Annotated in this window: 14 protein-coding genes; 6 read left to right on the forward strand and 8 right to left on the reverse strand. The window is 66.1% G+C overall.

All coding sequences use genetic code 11. The annotated features are described in order from the left end of the window. Positions 1-199 precede the first annotated feature (199 nt). From mmsB to chvE, 3 genes are all read right to left on the reverse strand, one after another. Entirely contained in the window at positions 200-1,396 is a 1,197-nt protein-coding gene (gene mmsB, locus AC2IR1_RS04205) for a multiple monosaccharide ABC transporter permease (protein ID WP_486476372.1), read from the reverse strand. 20 nt (positions 1,397-1,416) lie between these two features. Beyond that, on the reverse strand, positions 1,417-2,958 hold the full coding sequence (gene mmsA / locus AC2IR1_RS04210) for a multiple monosaccharide ABC transporter ATP-binding protein (RefSeq protein WP_486475028.1): 1,542 nt from the start codon (positions 2,956-2,958) through the stop codon (positions 1,417-1,419). 210 nt (positions 2,959-3,168) lie between these two features. After that, entirely contained in the window at positions 3,169-4,218 is a 1,050-nt protein-coding gene (chvE, locus tag AC2IR1_RS04215; RefSeq protein WP_486475029.1) for a multiple monosaccharide ABC transporter substrate-binding protein, read from the reverse strand. A gap of 161 nt (positions 4,219-4,379) precedes the next feature. Here chvE and AC2IR1_RS04220 point away from each other — a divergent pair, with 161 nt between their 5' ends. Next, a complete protein-coding gene (locus AC2IR1_RS04220) occupies positions 4,380-5,297 on the forward strand; it encodes a LysR family transcriptional regulator (RefSeq protein ID WP_486475030.1) in 918 nt (305 codons plus the stop codon). 217 nt (positions 5,298-5,514) lie between these two features. Here AC2IR1_RS04220 and glpK read toward each other — a convergent pair whose 3' ends face one another. The 5 genes from glpK to AC2IR1_RS04245 all read right to left on the reverse strand — a co-directional run bounded on the left by glpK (position 5,515) and on the right by AC2IR1_RS04245 (position 11,297). Then, positions 5,515-7,011 (reverse strand): glycerol kinase GlpK, encoded by a 1,497-nt coding sequence (gene glpK / locus AC2IR1_RS04225; protein ID WP_486475031.1) that lies wholly within the window; start codon positions 7,009-7,011, stop codon positions 5,515-5,517. A 23-nt stretch (positions 7,012-7,034) separates the two neighbouring features. Further along, positions 7,035-8,612, reverse strand: a complete 1,578-nt coding sequence (gene glpD / locus AC2IR1_RS04230) for a glycerol-3-phosphate dehydrogenase (RefSeq protein WP_486475032.1) — start codon at positions 8,610-8,612, stop codon at positions 7,035-7,037. Between the two features lie 146 nt (positions 8,613-8,758). Continuing rightward, positions 8,759-9,418 carry a phosphoglycolate phosphatase gene (gph, locus tag AC2IR1_RS04235; RefSeq protein WP_486475033.1) on the reverse strand — a complete coding sequence of 220 codons (660 nt, stop codon included), beginning with the start codon at positions 9,416-9,418 and terminating at the stop codon, positions 8,759-8,761. A gap of 248 nt (positions 9,419-9,666) precedes the next feature. Beyond that, positions 9,667-10,176, reverse strand: coding sequence for a flavin reductase family protein (locus AC2IR1_RS04240; protein WP_486475034.1), 510 nt, complete (start codon positions 10,174-10,176; stop codon positions 9,667-9,669). Then, positions 10,176-11,297 carry an aromatic ring-hydroxylating oxygenase subunit alpha gene (locus AC2IR1_RS04245; protein WP_486475035.1) on the reverse strand — a complete coding sequence of 374 codons (1,122 nt, stop codon included), beginning with the start codon at positions 11,295-11,297 and terminating at the stop codon, positions 10,176-10,178. The genes AC2IR1_RS04240 and AC2IR1_RS04245 overlap by 1 nt, the downstream gene beginning before the upstream one ends. Positions 11,298-11,900: 603 nt before the next feature. Between AC2IR1_RS04245 and AC2IR1_RS04250 the strand changes: the two genes are divergently transcribed. From AC2IR1_RS04250 to AC2IR1_RS04270, 5 genes are all read left to right on the forward strand, one after another. Beyond that, positions 11,901-12,815, forward strand: a complete 915-nt coding sequence (locus tag AC2IR1_RS04250) for a helix-turn-helix transcriptional regulator (protein ID WP_486475036.1) — start codon at positions 11,901-11,903, stop codon at positions 12,813-12,815. Positions 12,816-12,866: 51 nt separating this feature from the next. Beyond that, positions 12,867-13,415, forward strand: a complete 549-nt coding sequence (locus AC2IR1_RS04255) for a YbhB/YbcL family Raf kinase inhibitor-like protein (protein WP_486475037.1) — start codon at positions 12,867-12,869, stop codon at positions 13,413-13,415. 34 nt (positions 13,416-13,449) lie between these two features. Beyond that, the gene (locus tag AC2IR1_RS04260; protein ID WP_486475038.1) at positions 13,450-14,331 is read left to right on the forward strand and encodes a polysaccharide deacetylase family protein; all 882 of its coding nucleotides are present in this window, start codon (positions 13,450-13,452) and stop codon (positions 14,329-14,331) included. 141 nt (positions 14,332-14,472) lie between these two features. Continuing rightward, positions 14,473-15,453 (forward strand): TRAP transporter substrate-binding protein, encoded by a 981-nt coding sequence (locus AC2IR1_RS04265; RefSeq protein ID WP_486475039.1) that lies wholly within the window; start codon positions 14,473-14,475, stop codon positions 15,451-15,453. A 110-nt stretch (positions 15,454-15,563) separates the two neighbouring features. After that, positions 15,564-16,085, forward strand: coding sequence for a TRAP transporter small permease (locus tag AC2IR1_RS04270; protein ID WP_486475040.1), 522 nt, complete (start codon positions 15,564-15,566; stop codon positions 16,083-16,085).

Raw genomic sequence — 16,085 nt, forward strand, 5'->3', positions numbered from 1 at the left:
CCCGGGCCGAGACGCGCGGGCGGTGTCGCGCAGACGAGAGGGCGAAGGCGGCGGGAGCGAAGGCGGGGTAAACCCCGCCCTACGGAGCCCGGGAGAGTGGCGAAGGTGGATTTCATCCACCCTACGCAAGGAGGAGATACCTCTCCCCTGGGCGGCGTAGGGTGGATGGAAATCCACCTTTGGCCGCCATGGGTCGTCGTCAGCCCTTGTTCTTCTGGTAGACGTCGAAGAACACGGCGGCGAGCAGCACCAGGCCCTTGATCATCTGCTGGTAGTCGATGCCGATCCCCATGATGGACATGCCGTTGTTCAGCACGCCCATGATGAAGGCGCCGACCACCGCACCGATGATCTTGCCCGAGCCGCCCGACATCGACGCGCCGCCGATGAAGACCGCCGCGATCACGTCCAGTTCGAAGCCGAAGCCTGCCTTGGGCGTCGCGGTGTTCAGGCGGGCGGCGAAGATGAGCCCTGCCAGCGCCGCGAGGAAGCCCATGTTGACGAAGGCGAGGAAGGTCAGCTTCTCGGTCTTGATGCCCGAGAGTTTCGCCGCCTTTTCATTGCCGCCGAGCGCGTAGATGCGGCGGCCGAGCGTCGTGTTCTCGGTGATGAAGGCATAGAAGGCCGTCAGCACCACCATGGAGATCATCACGTTGGGCAGTCCGCGGAAGCCCGCCAGCTTGTACATGACGTAGAAGAGCGCGGCGGAGACGACGGCGGTGCGCACGGCGAAGAACATCGTCGGTTCCAGGTCCATGCCGTATTTCCGGTTCGAGGCGCGCTGGCGCAGGCCCATCCAGATGATCAGCATGACGGCGATCACGCCTGCGATGAGCGCGGTGCCGTTGGGGCGGCCCATGCCGGTGATGTCGGGGATGAACCCCGTCGACAGCGACTGGAAGGAGCGTTCGAAGGGCCCGACCGACTGCCCTTCGAGCAGCCAGAGCGAGGCGCCGCGGAAGACCAGCATGCCCGCCAGCGTCACGATGAAGGCCGGGATCTTCCACACGGCGACCCAGTAGCCCTGCCAGGCGCCGATCGCGATGCCGGCCACCAGGCAGGCGGGGATCGTCGCCCAGACGGGCCAGCCCCAGTTGACCATCATGACGGCGGCCAGCGCGCCGACGAAGCCCATGACCGAGCCCACGGACAGGTCGATATGACCCGCCACGATGACGATCAGCATGCCGAGCGCCATGATGATGATGTAGGAGTTCTGCAGGAAGAGGTTGGTGATGTTGACGGGCTTCAGCAGCGTGCCGTTCGTCACCACCTGGAAGAAGATCATGATGGCGATCAGCGCGACCAGCAGGCCGTATTCGCGCAGGTGTCCGGCCAGGTACTGGCCCAGGCTCTTGCCGTCGGGCTGACCGCCGGTTCCGTTCGATTTTTCCACGAGTTCCACGTTCCCTCTCCCTATTCAGCCGCATCCGCGACGACGTCGGTCACGATCATCGACATGATGGCTTCCTGGCTGGCCTCGGCCTTGCTGAGCTGTCCGACCAGGGCGCCTTCGTTCATGACGTAGATCCTGTCACACATGCCGAGCAGTTCGGGCATCTCGGACGAGATCATGACCACGCCCTTGCCCTGTTCGGACAAGTCGTTGATGATATTGTAGATTTCAAACTTCGCGCCGACGTCGATGCCCCGGGTCGGTTCATCGAGGATCAGCACCTCCGGCCCGGAGAAGAGCCATTTCGACAGCACGACCTTCTGCTGGTTGCCGCCCGAAAGGTTCATCACCTTCTGGAAGACGCTGGGCGTGCGTATGTTCATGGCCCGCCGGTATTCTTCGGAGACGCGGGTTTCCTCCCCTTCGGAGATGACGCCGCGCGGGGCCACGCCGGGCAGGTTGGCAAGCGTCACGTTCCTGGCGATGGTTTCTTCCAGCACCAGGCCCAGGGACTTGCGGTCCTCGGTCACATAGGCCAGGCCCGCGTCGATGGCACGGCCGACGGTGGAGGTGTCGACGGGCTGCCCGTGCATCTTCACCTGGCCCGAGATGTTCTTGCCGTAGCTCTTGCCGAAGATCGACATGGCCAGTTCCGTGCGGCCCGAGCCCATCAGCCCGGCGATGCCCACCACTTCGCCCGCGCGGACGTTGAAGGCGGCGTTGCGGATGACCTGCCGGTCGGCATGTTCGGGGTGCCAGGCGTTCCAGCCTTCGACTTCCATCAGCATGTTGCCTGCGCGGTGCGGGCGGGGCGGATAGCGGTCGGACATGTCGCGGCCGACCATGTCCCGGACGATGCGATCCTCGTGGATCTCTCCCTCTGCCGCGCTGAGCGTGGAGACGGTGGAGCCGTCGCGGATCACCGTCACGCTGTCGGCGACGCGGCGGACCTCGTTCAGCTTGTGGGAGATGATGATCTGGGTGACGCCCTGGGCCTTCAGTTCCAGCATCAGGTCCAGCAGGGCCTGGCTGTCGTGTTCGGACAGCGCCGCGGTGGGTTCGTCGAGGATCAGCAGGCGCACGTCCTTGCTGAGCGCCTTTGCGATTTCCACCAGCTGCTGCTTGCCGACGCCGAGACTGTCGATCTTGGTGGCGGGGCCTTCCTTCAGCCCGACCTTGGCGAGCAGGTCGCCGGTGCGCTGGAATGTCTCGCGCCAGTCGATGACGCCCTTGGACGCGCGTTCGTTGCCGAGGAAGATGTTTTCCGCGATGGACAGGAGCGGCACCAGGGCCAGTTCCTGGTGAATGATGATGATGCCGCGGTCTTCGGAATCGTTGATCCCGCCCCATTGGGCCAGCGCGCCGGCATAGTGGATTTCACCGTCGTAGCTGCCGGCGGGATAGACCCCGGACAGGACCTTCATGAGGGTGGATTTGCCGGCGCCATTCTCGCCGCAGATGGCGTGAATTTCGCCGTCGCGGACGGTCAGGTTGACATTGTCGAGGGCCTTAACACCCGGGAATTCCTTGGTGATGGCGCGCATCTCGAGCAGGGCGGTCATGGTCGGCCTCTTGCGTTCGATGGGGATCCGCCCGGGCTGCCGGGCGCGAAGGATCGGGAGGAGCGTTCGGAACCGGGCGTCGGGATGGAGGACCCGGGCGGATCAGGTCCGGGCGACGGCGGGCGCCGCCCGGAGGAGGATCGGGCCGGGCGGCGGCAGAAGGGCCGCCCGGAGGTTGGCAGAGCCGGGCAGCAGAGCCGCCCGGGATCGTCAGAACTGCTCTTCGGTGTAGTAGCCGGAGCCGATCAGGATCTCTTTCCAGTTCGACTTGTCCACGGCCACCGGCTCCAGCAGGTAGGAGGGGATGACCTTGACGCCGTTGTCGTAGGTTTCGGTGTCGTTGATCTCCGGCTCGGTGCCTTCGACCAGCGCCTTGACCATGCCGACGGTGACGCGGGCCAGTTCACGGGTGTCCTTGAAGACGGTCGAATACTGTTCGTCCGCGAGGATCGACTTCACCGAGGGCAGTTCGGCGTCCTGGCCGGTGACGATGGGCATCTTCATGTCGCCGGAACCGTAGCCCACGCCCTTGAGCGAGGACAGGATGCCGATGGACAGGCCGTCGTAGGGGGACAGCACGCCCTGGATCTGCTGGTCGGTGTAATAGGCCGAAAGCAGGTTATCCATGCGGGCCTGGGCCACCGCGCCGTCCCAGCGCAGGGTGCCGACCTTTTCCATGCCCATCTGGCCGGAGACGACGTTGACCGTGCCGTCCTCGATCAGGGGATCCAGCACGGACATGGCGCCGTTGTAGAAGAAGTAGGCGTTGTTGTCGTCCGGGCTGCCGCCGAAGAGTTCGACGTTGTAGGGGCCGTCGCCGAAGCGTTCTTCGAGGCCCTGGACCAGCGAGGTTGCCTGCTGCACGCCGACCTTGAAGTTGTCGAAGGTGGCGTAATAGTCGACATAGGCGCTGTCGCGGATCAGGCGGTCATAGGCGATGACCGGGATATCGGCGTAGTAGGCGTTCTCCAGCGCGTTGGACAGGGTGGTGCCGTCGATGGCGGCAATCACCAGAACATCCACCCCGCGGGTGATCATGTTCTCGATCTGGGCGAGCTGGTTCGGAATGTCGTCTTCCGCGTATTGCAGGACGGTGTCGTAGCCCGCTTCCTGGAACTGCTCGACCATCGACTCGCCGTCGGAAATCCAGCGCGAGGACGATTTGGTCGGCATTGCGATGCCGATAAGCCCGTCGGCATAGGCGCCGGTGGCGAATACGAGAGCGGCGGCCGTAGTGGCCGCAAGGGTCTTGAGAGTCATGATCTCCTCCACATGCGCGACCCTTGAGACGAATCCTCCGGACGGGTCGCTGTTCTATACGGGCTGGTCTCCTCAGCCGTTGCCTGCCTAGCCTGTCACAATCATACCTGTAAAATTCTATTTCTGGCGATAAGCATATCGAAAGTGGTATGGTGGGCGTCATGGACCTGACCAAACGCCTGAAACCCGTGCACCTTCGCCTGATCGACGAGATCGCGCGCCGTCAGAAATTGCAGCTTGCGGCGGAGGCGCTGGCGATGTCGCAACCGGCGGCGAGCCGGATGCTGGCCGATGTGGAGGCGGAGGCGGGGGCGCCGCTGTTCACGCGCCATCCCCGGGGGATGGAGCCGACCCAGGTGGGGGAGGCCTTTTTGCGGCACGTCCGGGTCATCCTGTGGGAACTGGAAACCCTGCAGGCGGAGGTGGGCAGCATCGCCGCAGGTGTTGCGGGGGAAATCCGGGTGGGCGCGGTGACCGGCCCGGCGATGGGCTTCCTGATCCCGGCCCTACGGCAGGTGAAGGCCGAAAGCCCGGCGATCGAGCCGACGATCGAGGTCAGCCCCTCTGTCCAGCTGGTGCGCGGCCTGCGGGAAGGACGGTTCGATTTCGTCATCGCGCGTCTGCCGCCGGACCAGGAAAGCGCGGATTTCAACGTCTACCCGGCCCGGTCGGAAAACGTGTCCCTGCTGGTGCGGGACAGTCACCCGCTGGCCGGCGCCCGCAACCTGTCGCTGGAGGAAACCCTGGGCTACGAATGGGTGATGCAGGAGCGCGGCTCCCCCATCCGGCAGGCGGTGGAGGCGGTCTTCCTGCAGACGGGCACGCCGGTGCCGCGCAACGTCTCCAACTCCTCCTCCCTGCTGGTGGTGCTGTCGATGCTGGCCCATGAGGACGTCATCTCCCCACAGTCGGAGGAGGTGTCGGAAATCCTGACGGGCGATGCGCTGGGCGCGCGGCTGGTGGCGCTGGACCTAGCGGACCGGATCACCGTGTCGCCCTACTTCATCCTGTCGAACCGTGGTCAGCAGCTGCCCCGCGCCGCCGAACGGGTGCTGGAAGAGGTGCTGCGGAGGTTGTGATGGGCGTTGCCTCCGGCGGGAGTATTTCCGGCGGGTTGAAGCCCGGGGTGGCCGGGGGATTGGCGGAGGTTTGCAAGGGAGAGCGTGCAAGCTCCCTCTTGCAAAAGGAGGGTGCCATTCCGGGTGCCATCCCCCATCTTCAATCCGCCGGAAATACTCCGGGGGAGTCTCCGGCACGGAGACGGGGGCGGAGCCCCCCGCGGCGGCCCCCGGTGCCTCAGACCGTCTGCACTGCTGCCACGGCGCGTTTCCAGCCGTCGTAGAGGCGGGCGCGGGTGTCGTCTTCCATCGCGGGCGTGAACTGCCGTTCCAGCGCCCAGCTCTCCGAAAAGCCCGCCATGTCGGGGTAGATCCCCGCGCGCTGCCCCGCCAGCCAGGCGGCACCGAGCGCCGTTGTTTCCAGCATCTCGGGTCGGTCCACGGGGGCGCCCAGGATGTCGGAGAGGAACTGCATCGCCCAGTCGGAGGCGCTCATCCCGCCATCGACGCGCAGGGTCGGGCTGGTGGCGTGATCGGCGGTGTCCCAGTCGGCGTGCATCGCCTCCAGCAGGTCACGGGTCTGGTAGCCCACGGATTGCAGGGCCGCGCGGGCGAATTCCGCCGGGCCGGAATTGCGCGACAGGCCGAAGATGGCGCCGCGGCAGTCGGCGTTCCAGTAGGGCGCGCCGAGGCCGGTGAAGGCGGGCACGAGGATCAGTTCCTGCCCCGGGTCGGCGGCCTGGGCCAGGGGCTGTGTTTCGGAGGCTTCGCGGATGATCTTCAGCCCGTCGCGGAGCCATTGCACCACGGCGCCGGCGATGAAGATCGACCCTTCGAGGGCATAGGTCCGCTTGCCGTCCAGCTGGTAGGCCACCGTCGTCAGCAGCCGGTGGGAGGAGCGGACCGGCGTGTCGCCGGTGTTGAGCAGGGCAAAGCAGCCGGTGCCATAGGTGGATTTCACCATGCCGGGGGCAAAGCAGGCCTGGCCAATGGTCGCCGCCTGCTGGTCGCCCGCGACGCCCAGGATCGGGATCGGGCGGCCGAAGAGATCGGGCCGGGTCATGCCGAAATCGGCGGCGCAGTCACGGATTTCGGGCAGGACCTGCATGGGGATGTCGAGCATGCGGCAGATCTCCGGCGACCAGTCGCCGGTTTCGATATCGTAGAGCAGGGTGCGGGCGGCGTTGGTGGCGTCGGTGACATGTTCGGCGCCGCCGGTCATTTTCCAGATCAGGTAGCTGTCGACGGTGCCGAAGAGGGCGCGGCCCGCCTCAGCCGCTTCGCGCGCGCCTTCGACGTTGTCGAGCAGCCACTTCAGTTTCGTGCCGGAGAAATAGGGATCGAGAAGGAGGCCGGTGATCTCCGTCACGCGGTCCTCGTGCCCGGCGGCGCGCAGGTCCTGGCAGAGGGCGGAGGTGCGGCGGTCCTGCCAGACGATCGCGTTGTTGAAGGGGCGGCCGGTTTCGCGATCCCAGAGCAGTGTGGTTTCGCGCTGGTTGGTGATGCCTATGGCGGCGATGTCTTCGGGGGTCAGGCCCGCCTTTTCGATCGCGGCGCGGCAGGTGGCGGCGGTGGAGGACCACAGGTCCGAGGGGTCATGTTCGACCCATCCCGAGGCGGGGTAGTGCTGCGGGAATTCCTGCTGGGCGGAGGCGACCTGTGTCATGTCCGGGCCGAAGAGGATCGCCCGGGTCGAGGTCGTGCCCTGGTCGATGGCAAGGATATGGGTGGTCATGGGGTCTCCTCCGGGTCTTGCTGTCAGCGGGCGGCCTGCATCCAGGTGTCCAGCGCGGCAATCTGCTCTTCGGTCAGACGTAGGCCTAGCTTGGTGCGGCGCCAGACGACATCTTCGGCGGTGCGGGCGTATTCGCGGGTCATGAGGTGGCGCACCTCTGCCTCCGAGAGGCCGGCGCCGAAGTCCTGGCCGAGGTCGGCGGCCTCTTTCGCATCGCCCAGGAAGCTGCGGGCCTCGGTGCCGTAGTGGCGGATCAGCCGTTCGGCGCCGCGCGGGCCGAGGAAGGGGTAGTCGGTCATCAGGCGGGAGATGAGTCCCTCGGTCTCGGCGACCTCGAAATCGCCGCCAGGCAGGGTGGCGCCTGCCGTCCAGGCGGGGCGGATCATCGGGAAGAGCGGGGCGAGCTTTTCCATCGCGTGTTCGGCCAGCCGCCGGTAGGTGGTGATCTTGCCGCCGAAGACCGACAGGAGTGGCGGGCCGCTTTCTTCCAGCCGCAGAACGTAGTCGCGGGTGGCGGCGGAAGCCGAGGATGCGCCGTCGTCGTAGAGCGGGCGGACCCCGGAATAGGTCCAGACGACCTGATCGGGGGTGACGGGCGTGCGGAAGTATTCCGAGGCGAAGCGGCAGAGGTAGTCGATTTCGTCGGGCGTTGCTTCGGGCTTCTGCTCGGGGTCGGGGTGGTCGACATCGGTGGTGCCGATCAGGGTGAAGTCCTGTTCATAGGGGATGGCGAAGATGATCCGCCCGTCGGAGCCCTGGAAGAAGTAGCACTTGTCGTGATCGTAGAGCCGTTTGGTCACGATGTGGGAGCCGCGCACCAGCCGGATCCCGGCGGTGGAGTTGCGCCCCAGCGTGCCGTTCAGCATCTCGGCCACCCAGGGGCCTGCGGCGTTCACCAGCGCCTTGGTGCTGATCTGGCGGGTGGCGCCGGTTTCGGTGTCTTCGAGCGTGACAGACCATTCAGATCCTTCAGGCGCGGCGGAAATCACCCGGGTGCGGGTCATCACCTCTGCCCCCCAGCGGGCGGCGTCGCGGGCGTTCAGCACCGTCAGCCGGGCGTCCTGCACCCAGCAGTCGGAATATTCGTAGGCGCGGGTCATGCTGTCCTGTAGGGGGGCGCCTTCGCGGCTGCCCTTGAGGGACAGGGACCGGGTGCCCGGCAGGATCTCCCTCCCGCCGAGGTTGTCGTAGAGGAAGAGGCCGAGGCGGATCAGCCAGGCGGGACGGCGGCCCTTCATCCAGGGCATGAAGAGGTTCAGCAGGCGCGAGGTGGGGGTGGAGTTTTCGAACACCATGTCCTGGTGCAGCGGCAGGACGAAGCGCATGGGCCAGGAGATATGCGGCATCGCCTTCAGCAGCACCTCGCGTTCGATCAGGGATTCGCGCACGAGGCGGAATTCGAAATATTCGAGGTAGCGCAGCCCGCCGTGGAAGAGCTTGGTCGAGGCGGAGGAGGTCGCCCCGGCGAGGTCGCCCTTTTCCGCCAGCCCGACGCGCAGGCCCCGGCCCGCTGCGTCGCGGGCGATGCCGCAGCCGTTGATGCCGCCGCCGATGACGAAGAGGTCGAAACTGTCGCGGGGCGCGTCGGTTTGGGGGGCCATGGGCTGTCCTCTGCTGGTGCCGAGCCTTGCGGGTCGGGCGCAGATGACAACGGCAGGGCCGGGATGTCAAAGCGTTGGAAGGCGTGGGGGCGCCTGTCAGCGGGAAAAACGCCCCGGGCGTCGGGCCTTGGCGGCCCGCTCGGCAATCAGTGAAGGAAGCCCGTCACGAGTTCCGGCAGCTGGGCGTAGTCCGAGAAGGCGGCGTTGCAGCTGAGCCCGCCGCGCCCCTTCCGGTAGCCTTCGGTGAAGAGAAGGAAGGGCACATCGGCCCGCAGGGCGGTTTCGGCGTCGGTTTCGCTGTCGCCGATGTAGAGCTGGGCGCGCGGGTGCGTGGGGCAATCGGGCAGCCGGTCGAAGGCGGCGCGCAGCGGCGCCGGGTTCGGCTTGCGGCAGTCGATGGTATCGCCGCCGACGACGGTGACAAAGCAGTCTTCCAGCCCGAGGTGGCGCAGGATGGCGCGGGCCGCGGCCTCCGGCTTGTTGGTGCAAAGGCCCAGCTGGTGCCCCTGGGCGGCCAGGGCCAGAAGGGTGTCGCGCACGCCGGGGTAGGGGTGGGTCAGGTCCACCGCGTCTTCGTAGCGGGACATGAAATCGGCCAGCATGCTGTCGTGCAGCGCGGGGTCCAGGTCACGGGTGCGGATCATCCGGTCGACGAAGACCGAAACACCTTCGCCCATGAAACGGCGGGTTTCCGACAGTGTGAGGGGGGCCACGTCGTGGCGTTGCAACAACGCGTTGGCGATGCCCTGTATGTCGGGTGCGCTGTCGATGAGAGTGCCGTCGAGATCGAAGACGAGCCGGGCCATGAAACCTCCGGGATACCTGTAAACGGAGGGCGGATTCGCTGCTTCGGTCTTATGCCCTCCCTTCCTGCCTAGAGCGCGGCGCGGGCGGGCGGAAGGAGATCAGCGCCATACGGTAGTGTTTGCTTTGGCGCTGCTCAAAGCTTTGGCGAAAGGGGTCAGAGAGGCGGCGTTCGGAGAAGTCGGCGCCGTCTGCCGGGGCAGTGTCCGAAAAAGGGCAGTGGCTTGCGGGCGCCAGTGGCTGACGAGGGTCAGTTGCCGACGAGGGCAAGGGGGGCGGCATAGGCGCGGTTGGCGTGGACCAGCGGCTTGCCCGGCGCGCCGAGGTGGACCTCTTCCACCGCGCCGAAGACGACGTAGTGGGTGCCCACGCGCTGCGCGGTGTCGATGCGGCAGGCAAAGGAGCAGACCGCGCCCAGAAGGCGCGGCGCACCGATGGAAGTCCGGTCCCAGTCGCCCGCGTCGAATTTCGACGCGAGCCCGGGCACGCGGCCGGCGAAGGCATCGGAAATGCGCGACTGGTCCTCGCGCAGGACGTTGACGCAGAAGGTGCCGTTGCGGCGGATCACCTCCGCCGCGGTGGATTTGTGATGCAGGCAGACGAGCAGCGTGGGCTGTTCGGTATCCGCCGAGACGGAGGACATGGCGGAGACGGTGACACCCGCGCGGCCCGCCGCGCCGTCGGTGGTGACGACGCTGACGGTGGTGGCGGCGCGGGACATCGCTTCCAGGAATTCCTGTCTCAGCGGTTCATCGGGCATCACGGCATCCTGTTCGCAATCCAGCGGGCAAATTCGTAGTTCGGCCGTTCCAGGTGGCTCAGGGAGCCGGGGCGGGCCAGCCGCCCCTGCATGCCCTTCCAGACCCGTTCGGTGCAACCACGATCCTCGTCATTGACGTGATCGAGAAGGCCCTTGAGTGCGGAAAAATGTGCCTCGTGGTCCGGATCGGCGGCGAAGTCGGGATGCAGGCCGCCGCCGTAGAGGATCTTGACCTGGCCGGGGCCGTCGGGGGTCAGGCAGAGGTACCAGAAGTAGCCGGGCGTCAGGGTGATGAGCAGCGACGGATAGATCGCCATCAGCCAGGTGCGGTAGCGGTCATCGCCTTGCAGCGTGGTGTTGTCCTTGTGGGCAATGGACAGGGCGATGCTGTCGTCCTTCAGGATGTGGTGGTAGTTGAAGTGTTCCTTGCCCTCGGGGCAGGTCATCTTGCGCAGGTCCACCGCCCCGCCGATGGTGCCGCCGTGGCACATGGGCAGGTGGTAACTTTCCATGAAGTTCTCGGCCAGAATCTTCCAGTTGGTGTTCCAATGGTGCTCCTCGCGGAACACTTCGACATAGCTGGACATGTCGAGGTAGCCGACCAGGTCGTCGACCTCCTTCAGCTGCTCGGCGGGTTCGGGCAGATCGGGGTCGAGTGTGACCATGATCCAGCCGTTCCAGTCGACGCAGCGGATGGCGGGCAGGGCGTTCTGATCCTTGCAGAAGCCCTTGTTCATGTCCATCGCCGGGGCGCCGCGCAGGGAGCCGTCGAGCGAATAGGTCCAGGCGTGGTATGGGCAGGTGATGACCCGGGCATTGCCGCGCCCTTCCAGCAGCACCGACATGCGGTGGCGGCAGACGTTGGACATGGCGCGCAGCGTGCCTTCGCGGTCGCGCAGCACCAGGACGGGTTCGCCCGAGATTTCCATGGTCAGGTAGTCGCCGGGGTTCTTCAGCGCATCCACCCGCCCGGCGCAGAGCCAGGACTTCGCGAAGACATGTTCCTGTTCAAGGGCCTGGAAGTCAGGTGAGGTATAGACCGATATCGGCATCGCGTTCGCCTGATCAAAGGGCACGGCGACATTCGCGCGGAGCTCGGCTGCGGGATCGTGGATGTTCATGGAGCGCTCCTTTTCGGTTGTACCTGGCGGACGGGCTGGATCAGCGGCCAGGGGATGTTCCGAAAAGAGAGGTTCTGCGCTTCCCGAAATAAAGCAATAGAAGTGTTGGCCGGCCGGAGGTCGCCGGTATTGTTTGATCGCAAACGAGTGCGGATTGGGCAGGTCGCTGCATGGCGGGGGGCAGAGGGGCGACGTCGGGGAAGGCGAAGCAGCCTCCCAAGGGGCGGCTGGCGCCCCGGCCGGGCGTTGCTCAGGGCGCGTTTCGCGCCCTTTCGGCAGCGATTCGGCAGCGTCCGGAGGGCGCGCGCGGCGACGCTGGGTGGCGTCAGATTGGCCGCGCCGCGGTGGTCCGCCATCCGGGCGAGGGGTTTGCGCATGGAAAAACAGTGCACAATTTCGTCACGTATGCCCAAGGGATCGTCGATTGCGGGAAAAAGTACATGTCCGGCGATCCGGGGACGGGACGGGATCTTCCTGTTGCCGGGAGCGCGCCCGCAAACTGGAACCGATCACGCCGCAGGGCCACCGCCTGCAGCCTGCCATCCCAGATCCCTGTAAAGATCCCTGTCCGGAGAGCCCGCAATGCTGATGATGCCTCATGGAATGAATCACTCCTTCCCGCGCCAGACCGGCGGCCGGGAGGTGATCGGGGTTTCCGCCGCGCAGAAACCCAGGGCAGTGCGGGAGCGCAAGGGCTTCGGGCTGACGGCGCAGATCCGGCAGTTCCGGGCGCTGATGGCGACCCATGTGACGGTGGATCACCCGATGCTCGTGGGCGTGCGCGCCGGCCGCAAGATCATCCGCAACGCCAAGGGCGAGGTGACGGTGAACGCGGGCGAGTACATGGTGATCACCCCCGGCGTCTACGACAGCTACAACGAGCCCGAGGCAGACAGCCCCTATATTGCCGACTGGATCATCTTTGCCCCCGACCTTCTGCGCGAACACGATCAGCACCTGCCGGGGCCACGGCCCAAGCCGCTGGAATGGATGCGCCGGATCGAGCCGGTTTACGAAGGCTTCGAACGCAGTTTCGCCGCCAGCCGCGAAGCGCTGGTGGAGGCCGACTACGTGCCCGAGACGGTGGCACGCCTGCGTCTTTACGAGGTGCTGGCCTGGCTGCGCGAAGCGGGCGTTCACCTGATCGACCGGGAGCCGGAGATGGATCAGCTGGTGCGTGCCCTGATCGCCGCCGATCCCGCGCGCAACTGGAGCGCTGCCGAGGTGGCCAGCGCCATGGCCGTGAGCGAGGCCACCCTGCGGCGCCGGTTGTCGAAGCTGGGCACCTCGCTGTCCGCGATCCAGATGGACACGCGGATGACCACTGCGCTGAGCCTGCTGCAGGAAAGCGAACTTCCGATCAACCGGATCGCGCTGGATGTCGGCTACGAGTCGGCCTCCCGCTTTGCCATCCGGTTCCGCCAGCGTTTCGGGTTCGCCCCGTCCGAGGTGCGCAGCCGCTCGGGCGAGATTGATCGGATCGGCGCAGAGGATGAGCGGATCGGCACCGCGGAGTGATCGGAGCTCCGTCAGTCTGGGGATAACGAAACCAGACTGACAGAGAGCCAGATGACCCATCTCTCCGTCGCGGCGGCTGCCGCGCTTTCCCTCCTGGCCTGCAGTGCCGCTGCACAGGATTTCACCCTGACCTCCCCCACCATGCCCGAGGGCGTGATGGAGGCGCAGCAGGTTCTGTCGGAGCCTTATGGCTTCGGCTGTGCCGGCGGCAATGTCGCACCCGCGCTTGAATGGAGCGGTGCGCCCGAGGGCACCCAGAGCTATGTCCTGCGGCTGCACGATCCGGATGCACCCACCGGCATCGGCTGGACCCACTGGGTCGTGGTGAATGTCCCCGGTGATGCGGAGGCGATCGGCCTGGGCAGCGACCTGCCCGATGGCGCGATGGAGACCCGGACCGACTTTGGTCAGCCGGGCTATGGCGGCGCCTGCCCGCCCGAAGGCACCGAACATCGCTATGTCTTCACGCTGGACGCGCTGAGCATCCCGGCCCTGCCGGCAGAGATGATCACCGAGGACAGCATGCCCGCCCTCGTGGGGTTCCTGACCAGCGCCTATTCGCTGGGACAGGCCAGCCTGACCGTGACCTACGGCCGCTGATCCCGCCCTTCGTATCCCTAGACCGAGTTGACCCATGTCCGAATTCACCTGGCCTGACGGCAAGAAACTGGCGCTTTCCATCGTCGTGAACATCGAGGAGGGATCCGAGCTGTCGATCCGCGAGGGCGACAAGAAGCCGGAGCCGGTGGATGAGCTGGGCGTCGGCCTGAAGATCCCGATCCGCAACTACATGAACGAAAGCAACTACGCCTACGGCATCAACGAGGGCGCGCGGCGGATCTTCGACCTGATCGACGAACGCGACATGGCCTGCACCGTCACCGCCGCGGCGCTGGCGCTGGAACGCGCGCCGGAGCTGGCGGCGCGGATCGTCGCGAAGGGGCACGAGGTCTGCTCCCACGGCTATCGCTGGGTGCATCAGTTCAGCTTCGACGAGGATCGCGAGCGGGAGTTCATTGCCGGCGCCGCGCGCAGCATCGAGGCCAGCACGGGCAGCCGCCCGAAAGGCTGGCTGAGCCGCTATCTGCACACCGACCGCACCCAGCGGCTGCTGGTGGAGGAGGGCTACAGCTACCACATGGACAACCTGTCGTCGGACATGCCGTTCTGGCAGGAGGTGGAGATGTCGGACGGCAGCATCAAACCGCTGCTGATCGTGCCCTATGCCATTGATACCAATGACATGAAGCTGTGGACCGAGCCCAGCTACACCCCCGACCAGTGGCTGGCCTACAACATCAACAGCTTTGACTGGTACCTGCGCGAAGCCCGGACCTGTGGACCCCGCATGACCTCTGTCGGGCTGCACCTGCGGGTGATCGGCCGGCCGGGCCGGATCTGGGCGCTGGAGAAGTTCCTGGATCACGTCGACCAGTACCGTGACGAGGTGTGGATCACCTCCCGTGCGGCCATCGCAGACAGTTTCACCGCCGCGCACCCCTGGGGGACGGCCTGAGAAGCCGCGTTCCGTATCGGCGGGCGCCCGGGGACGGGCGTCCGGCGCAGGGGAGGGAACGCGGGAAAGATCAAGAACAGCCCCGAAGACGATCCTCCAACAACCGGGCGCAAAGACCGGTCACAATCAACAGGGAAACACATGAAACACTTTCTGAAATCCACCGCCCTTGCCGCCGCGCTGGCCGTCGGCGCCGTTGCCGCGCAGGCCGAGACCTGGGACGTCTCGATCCCCTGGGGGCCGTCGGAGTTCCACACGATCGACGCCCAGAACTTCGCCGAGGCGGTGAAGGAAGCGACCGATGGCGAGCTGGAGATGATCGTGCATCCGGCGGGCGCCCTGGGCGTGCGGCCGAACGAAACCGTGCGCGCGCTGGAAGACGGCATCGTGCCGATGGCGGAAACCGCCGCCTTCCTCAACGTCGGTGACGTGCCGCTGCTGGGCCTGGACGGTCTGCCCTTCCTCATCACCTCTCCCGAGGATCTGGACCGCTTCTTTGCCCTGGTCCGCCCGGTCTGGGAAGAGGCGCTGGCCGAGCGCAACCAGAAGCTGCTCTATGCCGTGCCGTGGCCGACCCAGCTGATCTACACCAAGAAACAGGTGACCACGCTGGATGACCTGAAGGGCGTGCCGATCCGGACCCTGGACGCGATCACCACGACCATGGCCGACAGCCTGGGCATGCTGCCGCTGATCCTCGGCTCCGGCGATATCGTCCCGGCCCTGGCCACCGGCAAGCTGGAAGCGGTGATGACCTCCGGCACCACGGCAGTGGCGCAGAAGTACTGGGAATTCCTGAACTACGGCATCGTCACCGACCACATCATCAGCTTCAACATCATGTCCGTGAACATGGACTACTGGAACGACCTCGATCCCGAGACCCAGAAGACCGTGGAAGACCTGGCCCTGAAGATGGAGCCGGAGTTCTGGGACGTTGCCAACGCCGAGCACGTCAAGCGCATGGCGGAGCTGGAAGAGCACGGCATGACCATCGAGGAGCCCTCGGACGAACTGCTGGACACGATGCGCGAGGCGACCTCGGGCATGGAAGCGCAGCTGATCGAACGCGCGGGGCCCAAGGCCGCGGAGGTTCTCGAAGCCTACCACGCGGGTAAATAAGCCGGATCTCTCCCCTTACCGGCCAACTGGGATCGCGGGCCTTCAGGTTCTTACCTCTTCGGCCCTCCGGGTGCCGCGGTCCCCATTTTCTTCAAACCGGGAGGTTTGCCATGCAAACGGTTCATCGCCTCTGTCTACTTGTTACCCGTGCGGGCGCCATCGTGGGCGCCGTGGCGACGGCCATCCTCTCGGTCATGCTGGTGCTGGAGGTCGTGCTCAACTCGGTCTTCGGCACCTCGCAGCCCTGGGCGACGGAATATGCCAGCTACTTCCTCTGTGCCGGCCTGTTCGCCGGATCCGGATGGGTCCTGACGGAACAGGGCCATATTCGCGTCAACCTGCTGACCGACCGCCTGCCGCCGATGGCGGAGCGCACGCTGGGCGTGCTGACCGCGGCGATCGGACTGGCGGTGGCGACATATGCGGCCTGGTACATGACGCAATACGCCCTCAAGAGCCTCGATCGCGGAACGGTCAGCCTCTATCCGTCGCGCACCCCCTTGTGGCTGCCGCAGATGGTGCTGGCGGTGTCGCTGTGGCTCCTGTCGGTCGGCATCGTCGCCCGCATCCTGGAGATCCTGGGCCTGGCCCGGTCCCAGGCGCATGAATTCGATCCGGCGACGGAGGTCTGA

The organism is Pseudooceanicola sp. NS-SX8 (genome assembly GCF_057380755.1).

Excerpts from the sequence above, each read along its gene's own strand:
- AC2IR1_RS04255 (WP_486475037.1), top strand. The coding sequence starts at position 12,867 with ATGACCCATCTCTCCGTCGCGGCGGCTGCCGCGCTTTCCCTCCTGGCC.
- AC2IR1_RS04245 (WP_486475035.1), bottom strand. The coding sequence starts at position 11,297 with ATGAACATCCACGATCCCGCAGCCGAGCTCCGCGCGAATGTCGCCGTG.
- AC2IR1_RS04265 (WP_486475039.1), top strand. The coding sequence starts at position 14,473 with ATGAAACACTTTCTGAAATCCACCGCCCTTGCCGCCGCGCTGGCCGTC.
- gph (WP_486475033.1), bottom strand. The coding sequence starts at position 9,418 with ATGGCCCGGCTCGTCTTCGATCTCGACGGCACTCTCATCGACAGCGCA.
- mmsA (WP_486475028.1), bottom strand. The coding sequence starts at position 2,958 with ATGACCGCCCTGCTCGAGATGCGCGCCATCACCAAGGAATTCCCGGGT.
- glpK (WP_486475031.1), bottom strand. The coding sequence starts at position 7,011 with ATGACCACCCATATCCTTGCCATCGACCAGGGCACGACCTCGACCCGG.
- AC2IR1_RS04270 (WP_486475040.1), top strand. The coding sequence starts at position 15,564 with ATGCAAACGGTTCATCGCCTCTGTCTACTTGTTACCCGTGCGGGCGCC.
- glpD (WP_486475032.1), bottom strand. The coding sequence starts at position 8,612 with ATGGCCCCCCAAACCGACGCGCCCCGCGACAGTTTCGACCTCTTCGTC.
- chvE (WP_486475029.1), bottom strand. The coding sequence starts at position 4,218 with ATGACTCTCAAGACCCTTGCGGCCACTACGGCCGCCGCTCTCGTATTC.
- AC2IR1_RS04260 (WP_486475038.1), top strand. The coding sequence starts at position 13,450 with ATGTCCGAATTCACCTGGCCTGACGGCAAGAAACTGGCGCTTTCCATC.
- AC2IR1_RS04240 (WP_486475034.1), bottom strand. The coding sequence starts at position 10,176 with ATGCCCGATGAACCGCTGAGACAGGAATTCCTGGAAGCGATGTCCCGC.
- AC2IR1_RS04250 (WP_486475036.1), top strand. The coding sequence starts at position 11,901 with ATGAATCACTCCTTCCCGCGCCAGACCGGCGGCCGGGAGGTGATCGGG.
- AC2IR1_RS04220 (WP_486475030.1), top strand. The coding sequence starts at position 4,380 with ATGGACCTGACCAAACGCCTGAAACCCGTGCACCTTCGCCTGATCGAC.